The sequence below is a fragment of the Brakhagea baltica genome (assembly GCF_052161605.1).
Taxonomy (GTDB): Bacteria; Planctomycetota; Planctomycetia; order Pirellulales; family Pirellulaceae; genus JBKCUI01.
Genome location: NZ_CP197409.1, coordinates 4,637,895 through 4,655,527, shown reverse-complemented (window position 1 = coordinate 4,655,527; position 17,633 = coordinate 4,637,895). Strand labels below are relative to the sequence as shown.

The window sequence follows — 17,633 nt, the reverse complement described above, 5'->3', positions numbered from 1 at the left end:
CTTGGGTTCACCGCTTGGTTCTGCCTTCTTTGAATTCTCGATAGGCCCAAGAATCAAAGACTTCGTGCGTACCACGGAAGTCCGCATACAGTTCGATAAACTCCGTAAATGTCGTTGCGAGTGGAATGGTCTCGTCAGTTTCTAGTACCCGCCAAGCCGTCGCGCCATTTGGTTTGATGAAGACGGCGTCACCATTCATTGCGTGGTATAGAAGCGTAGCCTCTTTCCAGTCTCCCAACGAGCTTTCTTCAGCATAACCGAATTCCTCGGCGGTTGGCCAATGGTCGTACGCGAATTGTCCAGCCATCTCGATTTCTTCGCCCGAACCCGCAAATCGTTCTAGAAACTCAGACATCGTTGTTCGCAATGAATCGTCAAAGAATTCGATGCGTGTCATTACGAGTTCCTTAGCAGGCGGCCGCGCGATGTAGATTGCATCGTACTGAGGATTGTTCGATTTAGCATCCACGTACTGTCGAACGCATCTAACATGCCCACGCCCGGAAGCGAAAGCAACCTGAACCGGTATAAATTCTGCCATCCGTTTGACGAGAGGCGAAAGTTTAGGATCGTCGGATTTCAGACGCTCGCCAAGAAGTCGGGTTGCTGTCGGAACATCGACGTCCAGCAAAGCAGAAGTCCATGGATCGATCTCTTCGCGATCAGCCGGAACATTTGATGGTGCGTACATCGATTGGGGTGGCCATTGATTGCAGCCCAACATGACGACCGCTGTGAGCAAGAGTGTCCATCGATTCATCATCAGGTTCATAGGCAGAACGACTCCGTTCACCCAGCCCGCGCGATGAAGGTCTCCATTTCAAAAGCACCCGATCGCGGGCTTGGGTGCAACGGTTTGTTCGTGCGTATTCGCCGAGTCCGAGCGTTATTGAATTCCTTCAAGCCCCGTTGTCGCAAGTAGCACTATTCCGATGATAATGAATTGGATCGGTAGAAAACAGAGCGTAGCAAGGATCAAGTAGATTTTTCCAGGGATTCTGTGATTAGTCGCGACCGCACCACAGACGGCGAGAATTGGCCCCAAAACGAATACAACGTAGATCACACCGCCGGGTAGTTTTGCCCCGATAAGATAATCGAACAAAACGATTAGTGTGAAGAGAAACGTTCCGAACGCCCAAACGCCGTATCCTATCGCCGAACCGATGGATTTTCGCATAGGCCACGGGTTCGATACCGTTCGGTCCTTGCTCAGTTCACTCGGCGAGTGGTAAGGGTTCATTCGGGATGTGAGTGCGTCAGGCGTCAAAGGTTTAAGCACGAACGGGGGCGATCAGCGAGCCCGAGCGATTGACTCAAGGCAAGTCAAAACGTCTGATCGAGGGCTTCGTCTGCATCGCTTGGTTCTGTCTATCTATACCCATAATTGTAAATGCTTAATCGGTCGGCAACAGACTGTACTAGAGAGATTATTTCCGACGATTTTCCTGGGGAATCCGACGGTAAATCGAGTAAGTAAAAATCATTGTTTGCGTGTTTCAAATACAGCCTGTGAATTCCTTTATCGGCATCACTATCCAATCGGAAGATCAAATATAAGCCATCACCATCACCGATTGCGAAAAATCGCCAGAAAACAGGAAAGCCAAAGACGTGACGACAGTAGCGAACTATTCTCGCACTAACATCCACGAAAACGGCCTTCTGCGCACCGCAGAACCAACAAGTGCCAAGAATCCAAAGGAGTCCCAGTACCAGCGCTTCGATTCCTTTTCCGGCTGCGCAAAGCGGAATGCAAAAAAGTAACATCAGTTGTGCGACTGCCCAAACAATTAATCTCGCTCGACCGGACGTAAAGCTTGAACGCTCTGCGATGGCGATCCAGTCGGGTGACTCGTCATTCACGTCCATTGAGCACAACCTTACCTTAAGACAGAACGACAAGGATCACTCACGTCGAGCGAGGGATGATGGACCGCGCGAGGCCGGAGGATCGAGACGTTGAGTGCATCCGCTGGTTAGCGAATTCACGCGTTTTTGCCCGGAGGATCGAGCGCCGTCATCTGCACTGCTGACGCGTCAACCTCAGTCAGAGACCGTCTCTGACTTCGCTCTATCGTACCACAGGGGAGATCAACATTCAGCAGGGGCAGGAGTGCAAGCGACACACTTTTCTGCTAGTCGCGTTACTTCTTAGCTAACGAATAAGGATCATTCACGTCGAGCGGGGATCGTGGACCGCCCAAGACCCCGGAATCGAGACGTTGAATGCATCCGCTGGTTAGCGGAACACGCGTTCTTGCCCGGAGGATCGAGTGCCGTCGTCCGCACTGCTCACGTGTCATCCTCAGTCAGAGACCGTCCCTGACTTCACTCTATCGTACCACAGGGGATGTCAACATTCAGCAGGGGCAAGATGCAATCGACACACTTTTCTGCTGGTCGCGTTACTTCCTAGCTAACGGGACGCGTCACCGGGTACGCGCGAAAGATTTTCAATTTCAGAACCGCCCGACTCGCGTACTCCGGTGCACGCGATTGTTCCCCGCTTTTTCGACGTGAATCTGAGCCGCCGGTCAGTTTCCAATCGTGTCATCAGACAAAACACGGCGGCCACAGGAGGGACAGTTTCCAGTCGCAATAATAACACATCTTGCTCGCGAAAGATTGCCATGACAGTGCAGGCACATCAATTTCGGGTATTTGAGGTACGTTCTATCCGCGTAGTAGAAACCGAGCAGCATCAAGGGAAACCCAACAAGGAACATGACGACAGGGGCAACAATGTCAGCCAGGTTGGGATCGAACAAACGCACGAGATTGGCTATGCCGAGAACAAGGAACATAACGGCGATCGCGCCCGCCATCCGCCACCCGAGGCGGCGTTGGCATCTTGCACATTCCGCTGTGTATTCGGCTATGGTCATTGTCTTAATGATGCGATCAGTTCAGTAGGGGAACGAAATGCAATCTATCCCTACCGGAGTGTAACGGAGCGGTGGGATAGATTGTGCGTTGAACTGTATGGCTTTGCTCCGCATCCCGAAAGATTATCGCTTGACCGGACTCGGTTTGCAACCTAACTGCGGATTCTTTTCCTTTTCGCTCCTCCCCGAGCTCTGTTTAGACTCCTACGTGACCTGCTCTATCGCCCTTTAACCCGCTTGCGTTGAGATGGCGGACTTTGGACTTGGTCTTGGTACTGCTGGCTTTGTGAGTGTTTCCTAGGTGTGGACGTGCTCGAGCGGCTTGCTCGTTAAACGGCTGTTGTAATAGTCTTGTTGTTTGTGTCTGCTATGCTTTGAGCCTGTCAGGCCGTATTCAACTCGGCTAAGCTCTCTCGCATGGCAATGATCTCGTCGAAGAGGTCGGGCTCTTCGCTCGCTTTCTTAGTCTGCGATCCGTAAGCATGCTCCCAAGACGGTTTCGGTTCTGGCGGGAACTCGCACTCGACATCCGTTGGCTTGTACCAACCAGGGTGGTCGTTCTTTAGAATGACTTCTCTCCAACTCGGGCGATCATCGCACCGAAGCACCTCCATGCACTGCCCGCAGTGCGGGCAATTCGGGGCGGTCTTGGTTTTTGGTTTTTCCAATTCCGTCTTTTCTCTTGTCGATTCCGACTCCTCAACGGTCGCAGGATGCAATCGCTCGCAGTCTTGCCGGTACTTGGTCCGTTTCGAGCAACTCCACGCTCCATAGGTCCTGACCTTGGTATATTCCTTGGGAAGAACATGCATGCACCAACTCCTGACGAACTCGACGCTCTCCAGCGATGTTGCGATTTGGCCTTCTCCTTTCCTAAGGCTACGGGCCAAGAACCAGATCCGGCCATCCTTTTCTCCCAAGATCCTGAGATCTGAGATGGGACCTCCGGTCATGTAGCGAGCCAAGTACTTGAACATCCGCTCGGCTGGCATGTCCGGTTTCGGAGGACGTTCTATAAAGACATTCCAGTTCCGTTCTGCTAAGTCGTTTAAGACTTCTGCGATATAACCTGGCTCTTCGATCCGGATCTTGTTCTTGCTGATTAAGATCTCGAGTTCGCTCAGGAACTCCTTGCGGAACTCGGCACTGAGTTCCTTGTTGTCGACTAGGAAGGGTTGTCCGTCCTTGGTCGTTTTGCAAGCCACCCATCGCGTGCCGTCTAAGCTGGGGCCGTTGCCGGGAACAGCCAAGTGCACGTGCGGATGATGCCCCAGTCTTTGATTCCACGTGTGCAAGACGGCTTGCCCGGCACTCCGAATCCCTAGCTCCTTCTCGATCTTGCGACTCAGGCATCGCCAAGCGACTTGAAACAAGAGATCGTACATCTCTTTGCGGTTACCAAGTGCTAGCGAAGACAATTCCTCGGGAAGCGTAAAGATGACTTGGAAGTAGGTGACTCCGGGAGCGACAAGCTCCCGGGTCTTATCGAGCCAATCTCGTCGCTTGGCTCCCGAGCAGTTGGGGCAGTTTCGATCACCGCAGGAGTTGTAGACCGTTTTCTCATAGTTGCATGGAACGCAGCGATACTGCCTGGTACCGAGTACCGGGGTTCGGCAGTAATGCATGCGGAGAAGCGTATTCTCTACATGCTGTGGAATCCCTCGCCCATGCTTGCGTAGCGTGCGATTGGTATGCTTGAGGATCAGGCTATGGACCGACGGAGCGGGATCGGGCCAATCGGACTCATTGTACGCTTTCCTTACGGTCTGGTACCGGTTTCGGGGGGAGCATCGCTTCGGAACGTGGGATCGATCCACTTCGGACACTGCCGAACCGGAAGCCAATCGATCGGGCTGGGGGAGTTTTCGAAGTGTTGGCGACGACAGTGTAAGTAGACCATCGTGGTCAAGAAGCTGCTGTGTCCCAGTAGCTTGCTGATGGCCATGAGATCGACACCCGCTTCGAGTAACCCCGTCGCATAGGAATGCCTCATCGTGTGAGGCGTGACGTGCTTGTTGATCTTGGCTTGGGCTGTTGCCAGCGAGCAAGCTTTCTGAACCACTGCTTTGTTGAGAGGTGTATCGTCGGTCCTGCCCGGGAAGAGGTAATCGGACGGGCGACATTCCTTCCAGTAGAGTCGCAAGGCTGTCAGTAATCGTGGCGAGATGGGCACATATCGATCCTTGGCTCCCTTGCCCTGCGTGACTTTGAGCATCATTCGCTGGGAGTCTATATCCGACACCTTCAATTGGAGCCCCTCGGCGATTCTCAGCCCAGCAGAATAGAGTGTCAGCAGGACCGTACGGTGCTTGATATTGGTGATACATGCGATGATTCTTGAGACTTCGTCCCCGGAGAGGACAACGGGTAGCTTTTTGGGACGTTGTCCGTAAGGGATTTGTTTGACGACCCAATCTCGCTTCGCAGTCACGGTGTAGAAGAATCGCAGGGCACAGACGGCTTGATTGAATTGGCTCCAAGAGGATTTCAACTCATTGATCATCCAGAGTTGGAACTCTCGGATCTCATCTGGTCCTAATTCTTCGGGGTGTTTTCCGAACCGTAGGGCGAATCGATCGACGTGATAGGTGTAGGCATCGATGGTTCGGGGTGAGAGATTGCGTAGTTGCATGTCTTCGGCCATGCGTTTGGTAAAGGCCGTAACACGTTTGTGATAGGGAGTCATAACTCGGTTCCTAATCCTGAAACAGAAAGTGAAAATGGCCAGCTAGAACGAAAGAGCTGGCTCTACAAATCAGGATGATTAGCGTTACAAATAGCGCAAGTGATTTAATCGGAATCTTCGTTACGGGTTGAAAAGTATTTGTGATTGGTAATCGTTACAACCGGAAGTGGTGTTGGGTGAGTTTGCGGATGGGGTAAGGCATAGCGCGGCCGGTAGTGGTGTGAATGAGACAAGAGAAAAGAAAAGGCTTTGTCTGCTTGCAAGCAAGAAAGCGACGCAGTCATCCGTTCTTCCGAGCACGCAAGCAGAAGGCGAGGAACAGTCTACTGCACCGAAGCTATCATCGGATATAAGAGCTTGAATCCGATGGTGGTATTGAAGAGAGCAAAGCCATTTAGTTCAACGACTGCGGTAACCCAGTCGCCGCATTTGATGTTGATGTAAAGAATAACGGTATCTGCGACTTGGGTTGACCGCATTGTTAGGCGAAGTCTCCACACTGATCCACACAGTCTACTCTTCTAGTTTTCGATTGTACCAGGGATCAAGAAACCGAACATCTTCGTCATTGATCGAGATCTGCAATTCAATCGTTGGCGGATCAGTCGTCGACGATGGTCCAGTCAAGCCGTCGTATGCAAACTCGATTTCCCAAGTTGGAATGGTACAATCTGCAATCTCTCTCGCGGCAAGGCAAGTCCCATGAGCGAATGCATGTTTGGCCATTATCGCCATCGCGGCTGCAATTGCTTGCTCCCGGGTAACGCGATTACTTTGCATCATCTTCGCCTAACGAATTGCAATCTATCCCTACCGGAGTGTAACGGAGCGGTGGGATAGATTGTGCGTTGAACTGTGTGGCTTTGCTCCGTATCCCGAGAGATTATCGCTTGACCGGACTCGGTTTGCAACCTAACTGCGGATTCTTTTCCTTTTCGCTCCTCCCCGAGCTCTGTTTAGACTCCTACGTGACCTGCTCTATCGCCCTTTAACCCGCTTGCGTTGAGATGGCGGACTTTGGACTTGGTCTTGGTACTGCTGGCTTTGTGAGTGTTTCCTAGGTGTGGACGTGCTCGAGCGGCTTGCTCGTTAAACGGCTGTTGTAATAGTCTTGTTGTTTGTGTCTGCTATGCTTTGAGCCTGTCAGGCCGTATTCAACTCGGCTAAGCTCTCTCGCATGGCAATGATCTCGTCGAAGAGGTCGGGCTCTTCGCTCGCTTTCTTAGTCTGCGATCCGTAAGCATGCTCCCAAGACGGTTTCGGTTCTGGCGGGAACTCGCACTCGACATCCGTTGGCTTGTACCAACCAGGGTGGTCGTTCTTTAGAATGACTTCTCTCCAACTCGGGCGATCATCGCACCGAAGCACCTCCATGCACTGCCCGCAGTGCGGGCAATTCGGGGCGGTCTTGGTTTTTGGTTTTTCCAATTCCGTCTTTTCTCTTGTCGATTCCGACTCCTCAACGGTCGCAGGATGCAATCGCTCGCAGTCTTGCCGGTACTTGGTCCGTTTCGAGCAACTCCACGCTCCATAGGTCCTGACCTTGGTATATTCCTTGGGAAGAACATGCATGCACCAACTCCTGACGAACTCGACGCTCTCCAGCGATGTTGCGATTTGGCCTTCTCCTTTCCTAAGGCTACGGGCCAAGAACCAGATCCGGCCATCCTTTTCTCCCAAGATCCTGAGATCTGAGATGGGACCTCCGGTCATGTAGCGAGCCAAGTACTTGAACATCCGCTCGGCTGGCATGTCCGGTTTCGGAGGACGTTCTATAAAGACATTCCAGTTCCGTTCTGCTAAGTCGTTTAAGACTTCTGCGATATAACCTGGCTCTTCGATCCGGATCTTGTTCTTGCTGATTAAGATCTCGAGTTCGCTCAGGAACTCCTTGCGGAACTCGGCACTGAGTTCCTTGTTGTCGACTAGGAAGGGTTGTCCGTCCTTGGTCGTTTTGCAAGCCACCCATCGCGTGCCGTCTAAGCTGGGGCCGTTGCCGGGAACAGCCAAGTGCACGTGCGGATGATGCCCCAGTCTTTGATTCCACGTGTGCAAGACGGCTTGCCCGGCACTCCGAATCCCTAGCTCCTTCTCGATCTTGCGACTCAGGCATCGCCAAGCGACTTGAAACAAGAGATCGTACATCTCTTTGCGGTTACCAAGTGCTAGCGAAGACAATTCCTCGGGAAGCGTAAAGATGACTTGGAAGTAGGTGACTCCGGGAGCGACAAGCTCCCGGGTCTTATCGAGCCAATCTCGTCGCTTGGCTCCCGAGCAGTTGGGGCAGTTTCGATCACCGCAGGAGTTGTAGACCGTTTTCTCATAGTTGCATGGAACGCAGCGATACTGCCTGGTACCGAGTACCGGGGTTCGGCAGTAATGCATGCGGAGAAGCGTATTCTCTACATGCTGTGGAATCCCTCGCCCATGCTTGCGTAGCGTGCGATTGGTATGCTTGAGGATCAGGCTATGGACCGACGGAGCGGGATCGGGCCAATCGGACTCATTGTACGCTTTCCTTACGGTCTGGTACCGGTTTCGGGGGGAGCATCGCTTCGGAACGTGGGATCGATCCACTTCGGACACTGCCGAACCGGAAGCCAATCGATCGGGCTGGGGGAGTTTTCGAAGTGTTGGCGACGACAGTGTAAGTAGACCATCGTGGTTAAGAAGCTGCTGTGCCCCAGTAGCTTGCTGATGGCCATGAGATCGACACCCGCTTCGAGTAACCCGGTCGCATAGGAATGCCTCATCGTGTGGGGTGTGACGTGTTTGTTGATCTTGGCTTGGGCTGTTGCCAGCGAGCAAGCTTTCTGAACCACTGCTTTGTTGAGAGGTGTATCGTCGGTCCTGCCCGGGAAGAGGTAATCGGACGGGCGACATTCCTTCCAGTAGAGTCGCAAAGCTGTCAGTAATCGTGGCGAGATGGGCACATATCGATCCTTGGCTCCCTTGCCCTGCGTGACTTTGAGCATCATTCGCTGGGAGTCTATATCCGACACCTTCAATTGGAGCCCCTCGGCGATTCTCAGCCCAGCAGAATAGAGTGTCAGCAGGACCGTACGGTGCTTGATATTGGTGATACATGCGATGATTCGTGCGACTTCGTCCCCAGAGAGGACAACTGGTAGCTTTTTGGGACGTTGTCCGTAAGGGATTTGTTTGACGACCCAATCTCGCTTCGCAGTCACGGTGTAGAAGAATCGTAGGGCACAGACGGCTTGATTGAATTGACTCCAAGAGGATTTCAATTCATTGATCATCCAGAGTTGGAACTCTCGGATCTCGTCAGGTCCTAATTCTTCGGGGTGTTTTCCGAACCGTAGGGCGAATCGATCGACGTGATAGGTGTAGGCATCGATGGTTCGGGGTGAGAGATTGCGTAGTTGCATGTCTTCGGCCATGCGTTTGGTAAAGGCCGTAACACGTTTGTGATAGGGAGTCATAACTCGGTTCCTAATCCTGAAACAGAAAGTGAAAATGGCCAGCTAGAACGAAAGAGCTGGCTCTACAAATCAGGATGATTAGCGTTACAAATAGCGCAAGTGATTTAATCGGAATCTTCGTTACGGGTTGAAAAGTATTTGTGATTGGTAATCGTTACAACCGGAAGTGGTGTTGGGTGAGTTTGCGGATGGGGTAAGGCATAGCGCGGCCGGTAGTGGTGTGAATGAGACAAGAGAAAAGAAAAGGCTTTGTCTGCTTGCAAGCAAGAAAGCGACGCAGTCATCCGTTCTTCCGAGCACGCAAGCAGAAGGCGAGGAACAGTCTACTGCACCGAAGCTATCATCGGATATAAGAGCTTGAATCCGATGGTGGTATTGAAGAGAGCAAAGCCATTTAGTTCAACGGCCATGTTGACCGAGTCCCCGTCAACGCGGTCTCTAAAGTTCGAAAAGGACCGACGGGGGCTTCGGTCCAACATTTTGTTCTGAGAATTGTGTTGTAAGTTCATGCCCCACGTGCAATCAAGTGGCCACAATTGCTCCAATGTGGACCGTGATTGTATTCTGCGAGTCTGTTCATTTCAATCAGCGCGGCGGTATGATCCAAATTGTGCCATTCGCTGGACCAACCATGTCCACCAGTCATCATTTCGAACCCGGCAGAGGTTGCTCGAAATATCGAGCATGCTTCATAGTCACCCTTGCGGTGATCGGCCAACGCGAATTCATCGAAACGTTCGAGCGCTTCGAGTAAACCAATAATGGCGACATCGATTGCGTCTCGCTCGATAAAAAACTCGAATCGAATCGCCAGTCCGATGTTTCGCGAGTTAGTAATGCGGATTCCAGGTATTTCAGGAAGAAGATTTCCGTTGGTCATTTCCTCGTTGCTGTCTGCATTCTCAGAACGCCACCGATGACCGAGTGCGAGCGGTAAACCGCTCCATCTCGATTCATCATACGGCGAGCACTTCGTGTCAATCGGTTTGTTCTGTTTTCTTTTTTAATTTTGGAGTAAATTATGGCTAATTCAGATTGGGTAGACGGGGAACTCGAACTACCAGTACCGCAGAATACTGACCCTAACGCAAAGAATATCGAGATTCGTTCGCGTGATGGTCGTGTAGATATCGGGACTTACTACGGGACAGAGAGCAATGCTTACTGGACTACGAACGGTACGTGGAAGTTGAATTTAGGTTATCAACCCCAATGGCGGTACGTCAAGGAAGTCGCGTCAGCTTGATGCGGGGAATTACGTCTATTTCCCATCCCAGTGAATCACTACCTAGCACTAAATCACCGTCTTCAGTCTGTAGTGTACCTTGTGATTCGTAATCGTTTGTTTCCTCTAGGAACGAATGGACGCTAATGATGCGGTACATAAGACCATCGCTACCTTTAGCGTCGAACGCAAATACAATTTTATCGTCCATCGAAGTCTTTCTGGAAAACAGAACGCTCCCAATCACCCCGCCGCCGCGAGGTGATTTACCACTTCGAAAGACCCTATCGGCGGCTGGGGTGCATTGGGTTGTTCGTCGTCCGCACATTGGAGTTTGCATTATGAACCCGTATGAGCCGCCAGAGTCATCGCAACCGTGGACAGCCCCGCGATGGTTTGCTTTGCCGTTTCGAGTTCTTGGTTTCCCGTTGATGGTTTTGATCTATCTTGGAATTGCTGCCCCTCTCGGAGTGGTCCACGCAATGGATTGGCTGTTTGATCGAGTCGCGGCCTTCTGCGGTTTTGATCCTCGGTATTGGCCGTTGCCAAAAGGGCAAGACGATGACTTTCGGTTTCGCAGGCCGAGGTGCGAGCGGTGCAAGAGGGCGGCTGACTAGGTATGACGAACGCTACCGTTCATCCGGCCCCCGCGATGAACCTTACCATTTCAAAAGACCGTTGCCGGGGGCTCGGGTGCAACGGTTTGTTCGTCGTTCAGTGGAGTTAGTTTGATGTTGATGATTTACGAAGGATTGCCGGGCGAACACGTTTCGATGTCGGCAAAGAACGCCATTGCGTTGGCAGCAAAATATAACCGTAAGGTGCGAATGCGATTCAACGACATAGCGTTGACGGTCAACAAGAGATTGAGCGTCAAGCATGTCGTCGGAACGTGGCAGCACATGCTAGACGCAAGGCAGTTGCGTTACCAAAACTCTCCCGCCGGAAGGGCGGCGAAAGCGAAGCGAGCGGCAGAAATTGCCGAAAGGCAATCGCAGCTTGATTTGTTGATGATGAATTTCCCAGCGACGAAAGATGACGCGGCGGCGTGGATTGCCAAGTGGGTTCCGCTTTCGGATGACGTTGGCGTGGATCGTCGCGGGGCGATTGTCGCGGAGTCGTTGCGGGCGATCGGTTTCGTTTCGGGGCAACACGTCGGGGCACCCGAGTTTAAAGCCGGAACGGCATCTCCCATGATGCGGATTGAGTACATCGCGGGTCAAGTGATTTCGATGCTGGAAAGCGTCGGGTGCGTACATCCGATGATTGGCGAGTGGGCCGCAGAGTCAGCGGCCTGATACGACGAACGAAAAAGGATCATTCACGTCGAGCGGGGATCGTGGACCGCCCAAGACCCCGGAATCGAGACATTGAATGCATCCGCTGGTTAGCGGGACTCGCGTTCTTGCCCGGAGGATCGAGTGCCGTCGTCCGCACTGCTCACGCGTCATTCTCAGTCAGAGCCAGTCTCTGACATCGGACTATCGTACCACAGGGGACTTCAACATTCAGCAGGGACAAGAGTGCAAGCGACACACTTTTCTGCGGTCGCGTTACTTCTTAGCTAACGAAAAAGGATCATTCACGTCGAGCGGGGATCGTGGACCGCCCAAGACCCCGGAATCGAGACGTTGAATGCATCCGCTGGTTAGCGGAACTCGCGTTCTTGCCCGGAGGATCGAGTACCGTCGTCCGCACTGCTGACGCTTCATCCTCAGTCAGAGACCATCTCTGACATCGCTCTATCGTACCACAGGGGATGTCAACATTCAGCAGGGGCAAGATGCAAGCGACCAACTTTTCTGCCGTCGCGTTACTTCTTAGCTAACGTTGGCGATCACGCAGTCGCCGCAGAAAAACAAAGATTCAAAAGCGAGGCCGACCGGCGACTTGCGTGCATCGCTTGGTTATCCCGCATTTGCCCCGGAGATATGTTTGACAACCGAAAACTCCGCCAATTTGCGGTGTCGGACATCAACCGCGAACCATTCGGAATCGGTCCCCGCGTTTACTTGATTGTATGCCACAACGAAGTGGAATCCAACAGGCGTGTTGGGGGCAACATACGGAATCACAATACGGAATCCGTGACGCAGGTATTCAACTGGATAGTCATCCCCGTCGATTTCGAGCCATGGCATTCTCGCCTTCAATGCGTCGCCATCTTCAGTACCAAACATCAATAGTCCATCGCCGATTGGCCACGATTGAGCATCGAGACACTCACCGGAATTCCGGTCCCCTTTAATTTCACATCGGGTAAGTGTGAGGTCGAATGAGAAATTGTGAACAGCAAATGGTTTGCAGAAAGAAACTCGGTAAGCCGTAACAAGATCGACGAACATACCATCCGGGAGAGTCGGAGCAAACGCAACCCGTTGCACTTCCAATGCCTTGCCCAGCAGGGGCGAAGAAACGCACGACAATGCAACGTCACCAAACGGAAAGGACTCTGTGGCGTGGAATGTCATAGGATTAGCGGGATAACGAAAAAGGATCATTCACGTCGAGCGGGGATCGTGGACCGCCCAAGCCCCAGGAATCGAGACGTTGAATGCATCCGCTGGTTAGCGGAACACGCGTTCTTGCCCGGAGGATCGAGTACCGTCGTCCGCACTGCTGACGTGTCATCCTCAGTCAGAGACTGTCTCTGACATCGCTCTATCGTACCACAGGGGATGTCAACATTCAGCAGGAACAGGAGTGCAAGCGACCGACTTTAGATACCACTGGCTTGACCAGTGGAGTTTCATGTTTCTCGCTAATACGCTGGCACCACCTGCCCCCCCCACTTTGCTCGGCGGCAAGGCCGCCGAGCAAAGTGGGGGGGCGGGGGCTGAGCGGTTATGTAGCGAGAAACGTAACAATCCACCCGGCAAGCGGGAGGCATTCCAGAGCCATGACGCTCGTCGCATTCCTTCTTAGCTAACGAATAAGGATCATTCACGTCGAGCGGGTATCGTGGACCGCCCAAGACCCCGGAATCGAGACGTTGAATGCATCCGCTGGTTAGCGGAACACGCGTTCTTGCCCGGAGGATCGAGTACCGTCGTCCGCACTGCTGACGTGTCATCCTCAGTCAGAGACTGTCTCTGACATCGCTCTATCGTACCACAGGGGATGTCAACATTCAGCAGGAACAGGAGTGCAAGCGACCGACTTTAGATACCACTGGCTTGACCAGTGGAGTTTCATGTTTCTCGCTAATACGCTGGCACCACCTGCCCCCCCCACTTTGCTCGGCGGCAAGGCCGCCGAGCAAAGTGGGGGGGGCGGGGGCTGAGCGGTTATGTAGCGAGAAACGTAACAATCCACCCGGCAAGCGGGAGGCATTCCAGAGCCATGACGCTCGTCGCATTCCTTCTTAGCTAACGTTTCGATTCAGCCAGCCCGAGCGGTAGACTCTACAATAATCAAACCGCCTGATCGAGGGCTTGGCTGCAATCGTTGGTTCGCCATTTTCCTCTAGTTTTCCGAGGTTAGGACAACTTTCAGTTTTGGGTACTTTTCTTGTATTTTCGTAATTCCCTGTTCCGTTAGCTTTGCTTCAATTATTGATAAGGACTCAAGATTCGGGAATCTGACAAGTATTTCCTGAATTCCGTCGCCAATTTTTGTTCCATCGAGGCGCAAGATTTTTAGCTTTAACATTGGCGGAAGGGACCGCAGTCCCTCGTCAGATATTTCAGTGTAACGCAGATCCAATACTTCGATGTTTTGAAGGGTCAAGAAGGTGTTTCGCAATGCGGCTAATCGTTCATCGGTAATAGGAGTTTTCGGATCATAGGGAGCGTTACCTGGCCCAAGTGAAACACGCATGACATCCCAATACATACGGATGTCGTAACCAAGCACCTCGATTGCCTCCTTCTCGGCACCCTTGGGTTGCTTTACGCCGTAAGTTCCACCAAGTGCGTCCAGTTCTGCGACGGCTTTGATTACAGGACTAGGTGAAGCATCAGAAGCGTCGGAGTGCCCAGCTAAAACTGCGCCTAGGTAAACGATAGGAATGCTAGTTAGCATAAATCGACCAAATGTAGTCATGAAGGAAGATCCTCTATTGGCGAAAGAATCCATGTAAGTCCAAGGTGTAGCGGGTGGGAGCCATTCGTGTAAAACTGGCGACTCAAACCCGTGATCTCGTGTCGCGTGAACGACAACTGTCACAATCATTACCACCCACCACAACCAAGGATCCAATACCATGAAGATTCTCGCACTTGACCTCGGAAAATTCAACACAATGTGCTGCTTTTTCGACTCAAAAACCAGAAAGCATGAATTCCTGAACGCTACCACCGATCGAAACTACCTTGAGACCGTCTTCAAGAAGCACAAGATCGACCTCGTCGTCATGGAAGCGTGCGGCCCCTCCGGCTGGATCAACGATCTGGCACAATCGCTCGGTCTCAAAACCCTCGTTTGCTCTACCAACGAAGATGCATGGAAGTGGAGCAACGTAAAACGCAAGACCGACAAAGACGATGCCTTGAAGCTGGCCCGCATGGCCGCCATGAACGAACTCAAGGCGGTTCACATGCCATCAGAGTCCCACCGCGAATTCCGTTCTCTTGTGAAGTATCGGAAAACGCTTGACTCTCGCATCAACAAGATGAAGTGCAAAATCCGAGCATGGTTCGTCAATCACGGTATCTCGATCGACACCGGCGAGAAGGCATGGAATACAGGACGAGAACGGATCAACTCCTTTCGCAAACCGCTTACAGAGTGCGAACCCCACGAATTTTGGAAGGGGGAACTCGATCTCGAACTCACTCAGATGGATACTCTCACGACCGTCCTTGATGGAGTGGTCAAGAAGCTTGAGTCTATCGGTAAGATCGATCCCCGAATTATCCGTGTGCAAACCATTCCAGGTGTCGGGCCACGAACCGCCGAGATCCTCGTCGCCTGCATCGACGATGCGAAACGTTTCGAAAACGGTCGACAAGTCTCTCAGTACTTCGGTTTAGTGCCTCGTCAGTACCAATCAGGCGAGACCGATCGGAATGGTCGAATCACCAAGCGAGGCAACCCCTTGGCACGAACGATCCTTGTCGAATGCGCGTGGTCCTCACTTCGCTATAACCCCTGGGCCAAACATGTCTACGACCGAATCTGCGGCAAACAAAAGACTCGTAAAAAGAAGGCTGCTATCGCATTGGCTCGCAAGATCGCTGTTCTGGCATGGGCGTTACTTCGTGATGAAAAAGACTGGGAACCAAAACGTATGATCGAAGTGACCGAGTCCTATGGCCGCATCCCTCTAGGCCTAAAAGAGAAACTACTCGAAATGCCCAAAAAGGAATGCCGTCACAAGCGAAAGAATCGAAGGATCAGCGAGGAACGCGCTGCGAAACAAGCAGCTGCCCAGGCTCCCAAGATCGCTTCACGACCAACCGAATCCACTCCCAAACGATCGTCGGTACAGAGCTCTGTCGCTAGGCCCGCTAAGCGAAAACCTAAGACCATAGCACCTAAAGGAAAGCCGACAAAAACAAAAGATAAACCAACCACGAATCCAAGGCGAACAAGAAAGCTCGAAACCGCGGTCTGATGAGTTGCCATCACTAAGCAACACACATCGTCGAACGAATAAGCCTTGTTCGCCCTCATAGCCCCAAGGCTTGGAGGACAACCAGTATCGCTGGCTGATGCACACGACATCGTCGTAACGAATCGGACCTCCAAGCCCTTTACGAACCTTTTACCCCTTCTCAGGAGAATGCCTTACAACGAGCACCGAACGAATTTGACCAAGGACAAGACCTACCCACGAGGTTGAGCACTAAACACAGTTGACGCGGTCGTCTCACATAGGACACGAGGACTCGTAAGAGACTCGCCGAGATGACCAGACACGTCGCCCTAAAGAATGTGCCAACCCCATAACGGAAGGTAGCTTGCTGCTCAGCGATGCGAAGCATCCAGAAGCCTACAGGCAAGCTGCAGCCAACCACGATGAGAATTCATAGCTAACAAGCGATGAGTGGAACCGTGCATGGATAACTGAGGGGATGCAAGCCGATAGGCTTCACAAGAGTGACAAGGCATTCACACCTCGAATAGTCGTCTAATCAACCATCCTTGAACGAATAAGCAAGTGCGAAGAGTAAAGCGAGACCTTAAGAAGCAAATCAGCAAGTTCCCGGTGTCATCCTCTGCGCCGCTTGTCGATCGCCATGCGCTCCGTTCGAAGACTCACTTCGCCGGGGTGAGCGATCGACAAGCGGCTACGACGAAGACACCTAACCTTACCTCAAAATGATGTAGCCTCGAAAAATATTAAAAACAGTGGCGACCGTCACTTGCAAACCTTGGACTTCATAGTCGCCACCGATGACCGAGTGCGAGCGGTAAACCGCTCCATCTCGATTCATCATACGGCGAGCACTTCGTGTCCATCGGTTTGTTCTGTTTTCTTTTTCAATTTTGGAGTAAATTATGGCTAATTCAGATTGGGTAGACGGGGAACTCGAACTACCAGTACCGCAGAATACTGACCCTAACGCAAAGAATATCGAGATTCGTTCGCGTGATGGTCGTGTAGATATCGGGACTTACTACGGGACAGAGAGCAATGCTTACTGGACTACGAACGGTACGTGGAAGTTGAATTTAGGTTATCAACCCCAATGGCGGTACGTCAAGGAAGTCGCGTCAGTTTGATGCGGGGAATTACGTCTATTTCCCATCCCAGTGAATCGCTGCCCAAGACTAAATCACCGTTTTCAGTCTGTAGTGTACCGTGCGATTCGTAATCGTTTGTTTCCTCTAGGAACGAATGGACGCTAACGATGCGATACATAAGACCATCGCTACCTTTAGCGTCGAACGCAAATACAATTTTATCGTCCATCGAAGTCTTTCTGGAAAACAGAACGAAAAAGGATCATTCACGTCGAGCGGGGATCGTGGACCGCCCAAGCCCCAGGAATCGAGACGTTGAATGCATCCGCTGGTTAGCGGAACACGCGTTCTTGCCCGGAGGATCGAGTACCGTCGTCCGCACTGCTGACGTGTCATCCTCAGTCAGAGACTGTCTCTGACATCGCTCTATCGTACCACAGGGGATGTCAACATTCAGCAGGAACAGGAGTGCAAGCGACCGACTTTAGATACCACTGGCTTGACCAGTGGAGTTTCATGTTTCTCGCTAATACGCTGGCACCACCTGCCCCCCCCACTTTGCTCGGCGGCAAGGCCGCCGAGCAAAGTGGGGGGGCGGGGGCTGAGCGGTTATGTAGCGAGAAACGTAACAATCCACCCGGCAAGCGGGAGGCATTCCAGAGCCATGACGCTCGTCGCATTCCTTCTTAGCTAACGAAAAGGATCAGTCACGTCGAGCGGGGATCGTGGACCGCCCAAGACCCCGGAATCGAGACGTT

At 52.2% G+C, this 17,633-nt stretch carries 24 protein-coding genes; 9 read left to right on the top strand and 15 right to left on the bottom strand.

What is annotated here, in order from left to right:
* Positions 1 to 7: 7 nt before the first annotated feature.
* The 3 genes from SH449x_RS17835 to SH449x_RS17825 form a co-directional block, all read right to left on the bottom strand.
* Positions 8 to 772, bottom strand: a complete 765-nt coding sequence (locus SH449x_RS17835) for a hypothetical protein (protein ID WP_482377429.1) — start codon at positions 770 to 772, stop codon at positions 8 to 10.
* A 114-nt stretch (positions 773 to 886) separates the two neighbouring features.
* Positions 887 to 1,180: a hypothetical protein gene (locus SH449x_RS17830; protein WP_482377428.1), complete on the bottom strand. Its 294-nt coding sequence runs from the start codon at positions 1,178 to 1,180 to the stop codon at positions 887 to 889.
* 191 nt (positions 1,181 to 1,371) lie between these two features.
* Positions 1,372 to 1,872: a hypothetical protein gene (locus SH449x_RS17825; protein ID WP_482377403.1), complete on the bottom strand. Its 501-nt coding sequence runs from the start codon at positions 1,870 to 1,872 to the stop codon at positions 1,372 to 1,374.
* Positions 1,873 to 2,633: 761 nt separating this feature from the next.
* Between SH449x_RS17825 and SH449x_RS17820 the strand changes: the two genes are divergently transcribed.
* Entirely contained in the window at positions 2,634 to 3,044 is a 411-nt protein-coding gene (locus SH449x_RS17820; RefSeq protein ID WP_482377427.1) for a hypothetical protein, read from the top strand.
* 227 nt (positions 3,045 to 3,271) lie between these two features.
* On the opposite strand, the gene SH449x_RS17815 is transcribed toward SH449x_RS17820, so the two are convergent.
* From SH449x_RS17815 to SH449x_RS17785, 7 genes are all read right to left on the bottom strand, one after another.
* Positions 3,272 to 4,705 carry an IS91 family transposase gene (locus SH449x_RS17815; RefSeq protein ID WP_482377423.1) on the bottom strand — a complete coding sequence of 478 codons (1,434 nt, stop codon included), beginning with the start codon at positions 4,703 to 4,705 and terminating at the stop codon, positions 3,272 to 3,274.
* The gene (locus SH449x_RS17810) at positions 4,648 to 5,574 is read right to left on the bottom strand and encodes a tyrosine-type recombinase/integrase (protein WP_482377426.1); all 927 of its coding nucleotides are present in this window, start codon (positions 5,572 to 5,574) and stop codon (positions 4,648 to 4,650) included. Before SH449x_RS17810 ends, SH449x_RS17815 begins: the two co-directional genes overlap by 58 nt.
* Positions 5,575 to 5,897: 323 nt before the next feature.
* Complete coding sequence (locus SH449x_RS17805) at positions 5,898 to 6,053, bottom strand: hypothetical protein (protein WP_482377425.1); 156 nt, start codon at positions 6,051 to 6,053, stop codon at positions 5,898 to 5,900.
* 34 nt (positions 6,054 to 6,087) lie between these two features.
* The gene (locus tag SH449x_RS17800) at positions 6,088 to 6,357 is read right to left on the bottom strand and encodes a hypothetical protein (protein WP_482377424.1); all 270 of its coding nucleotides are present in this window, start codon (positions 6,355 to 6,357) and stop codon (positions 6,088 to 6,090) included.
* Between the two features lie 360 nt (positions 6,358 to 6,717).
* Positions 6,718 to 8,151, bottom strand: coding sequence for an IS91 family transposase (locus tag SH449x_RS17795; RefSeq protein WP_482377423.1), 1,434 nt, complete (start codon positions 8,149 to 8,151; stop codon positions 6,718 to 6,720).
* Entirely contained in the window at positions 8,094 to 9,020 is a 927-nt protein-coding gene (locus SH449x_RS17790) for a tyrosine-type recombinase/integrase (protein ID WP_482377422.1), read from the bottom strand. The genes SH449x_RS17795 and SH449x_RS17790 overlap by 58 nt, the downstream gene beginning before the upstream one ends.
* 505 nt (positions 9,021 to 9,525) lie before the next feature.
* Entirely contained in the window at positions 9,526 to 9,900 is a 375-nt protein-coding gene (locus SH449x_RS17785) for a hypothetical protein (RefSeq protein WP_482377421.1), read from the bottom strand.
* Positions 9,901 to 10,041: 141 nt separating this feature from the next.
* Between SH449x_RS17785 and SH449x_RS17780 the strand changes: the two genes are divergently transcribed.
* Positions 10,042 to 10,266: a hypothetical protein gene (locus tag SH449x_RS17780; RefSeq protein WP_482377420.1), complete on the top strand. Its 225-nt coding sequence runs from the start codon at positions 10,042 to 10,044 to the stop codon at positions 10,264 to 10,266.
* Here SH449x_RS17780 and SH449x_RS17775 read toward each other — a convergent pair.
* Positions 10,244 to 10,456 carry a hypothetical protein gene (locus tag SH449x_RS17775; RefSeq protein ID WP_482377419.1) on the bottom strand — a complete coding sequence of 71 codons (213 nt, stop codon included), beginning with the start codon at positions 10,454 to 10,456 and terminating at the stop codon, positions 10,244 to 10,246. The genes SH449x_RS17780 and SH449x_RS17775 overlap by 23 nt on opposite strands.
* 130 nt (positions 10,457 to 10,586) lie before the next feature.
* Between SH449x_RS17775 and SH449x_RS17770 the strand changes: the two genes are divergently transcribed.
* Both SH449x_RS17770 and SH449x_RS17765 read left to right on the top strand, forming a co-directional pair.
* Positions 10,587 to 10,862 carry a hypothetical protein gene (locus tag SH449x_RS17770; RefSeq protein WP_482377418.1) on the top strand — a complete coding sequence of 92 codons (276 nt, stop codon included), beginning with the start codon at positions 10,587 to 10,589 and terminating at the stop codon, positions 10,860 to 10,862.
* Positions 10,863 to 10,976: 114 nt separating this feature from the next.
* The gene (locus tag SH449x_RS17765; RefSeq protein ID WP_482377417.1) at positions 10,977 to 11,543 is read left to right on the top strand and encodes a hypothetical protein; all 567 of its coding nucleotides are present in this window, start codon (positions 10,977 to 10,979) and stop codon (positions 11,541 to 11,543) included.
* Between the two features lie 609 nt (positions 11,544 to 12,152).
* Here the strand turns inward: SH449x_RS17765 and SH449x_RS17760 are convergent.
* A complete protein-coding gene (locus tag SH449x_RS17760; RefSeq protein ID WP_482377416.1) occupies positions 12,153 to 12,716 on the bottom strand; it encodes a hypothetical protein in 564 nt (187 codons plus the stop codon).
* 232 nt (positions 12,717 to 12,948) lie between these two features.
* Here SH449x_RS17760 and SH449x_RS17755 point away from each other — a divergent pair, with 232 nt between their 5' ends.
* Positions 12,949 to 13,170, top strand: a complete 222-nt coding sequence (locus tag SH449x_RS17755) for a hypothetical protein (protein WP_482377409.1) — start codon at positions 12,949 to 12,951, stop codon at positions 13,168 to 13,170.
* 220 nt (positions 13,171 to 13,390) lie between these two features.
* Positions 13,391 to 13,528 carry a hypothetical protein gene (locus tag SH449x_RS17750; protein WP_482377415.1) on the top strand — a complete coding sequence of 46 codons (138 nt, stop codon included), beginning with the start codon at positions 13,391 to 13,393 and terminating at the stop codon, positions 13,526 to 13,528.
* Between the two features lie 182 nt (positions 13,529 to 13,710).
* On the opposite strand, the gene SH449x_RS17745 is transcribed toward SH449x_RS17750, so the two are convergent.
* Complete coding sequence (locus SH449x_RS17745) at positions 13,711 to 14,289, bottom strand: hypothetical protein (protein WP_482377414.1); 579 nt, start codon at positions 14,287 to 14,289, stop codon at positions 13,711 to 13,713.
* A gap of 160 nt (positions 14,290 to 14,449) precedes the next feature.
* Between SH449x_RS17745 and SH449x_RS17740 the strand changes: the two genes are divergently transcribed.
* Positions 14,450 to 15,802 (top strand): IS110 family RNA-guided transposase, encoded by a 1,353-nt coding sequence (locus SH449x_RS17740; RefSeq protein ID WP_482377413.1) that lies wholly within the window; start codon positions 14,450 to 14,452, stop codon positions 15,800 to 15,802.
* A gap of 697 nt (positions 15,803 to 16,499) precedes the next feature.
* Here SH449x_RS17740 and SH449x_RS17735 read toward each other — a convergent pair.
* The gene (locus SH449x_RS17735; RefSeq protein WP_482377412.1) at positions 16,500 to 16,628 is read right to left on the bottom strand and encodes a hypothetical protein; all 129 of its coding nucleotides are present in this window, start codon (positions 16,626 to 16,628) and stop codon (positions 16,500 to 16,502) included.
* A 61-nt stretch (positions 16,629 to 16,689) separates the two neighbouring features.
* Between SH449x_RS17735 and SH449x_RS17730 the strand changes: the two genes are divergently transcribed.
* A complete protein-coding gene (locus SH449x_RS17730; protein WP_482377411.1) occupies positions 16,690 to 16,914 on the top strand; it encodes a hypothetical protein in 225 nt (74 codons plus the stop codon).
* On the opposite strand, the gene SH449x_RS17725 is transcribed toward SH449x_RS17730, so the two are convergent.
* Positions 16,892 to 17,104 (bottom strand): hypothetical protein, encoded by a 213-nt coding sequence (locus tag SH449x_RS17725; protein ID WP_482377410.1) that lies wholly within the window; start codon positions 17,102 to 17,104, stop codon positions 16,892 to 16,894. The genes SH449x_RS17730 and SH449x_RS17725 overlap by 23 nt on opposite strands.
* Positions 17,105 to 17,343: 239 nt before the next feature.
* Here SH449x_RS17725 and SH449x_RS17720 point away from each other — a divergent pair, with 239 nt between their 5' ends.
* A complete protein-coding gene (locus tag SH449x_RS17720) occupies positions 17,344 to 17,565 on the top strand; it encodes a hypothetical protein (RefSeq protein WP_482377409.1) in 222 nt (73 codons plus the stop codon).
* The last annotated feature ends 68 nt before the right edge of the window (positions 17,566 to 17,633 follow it).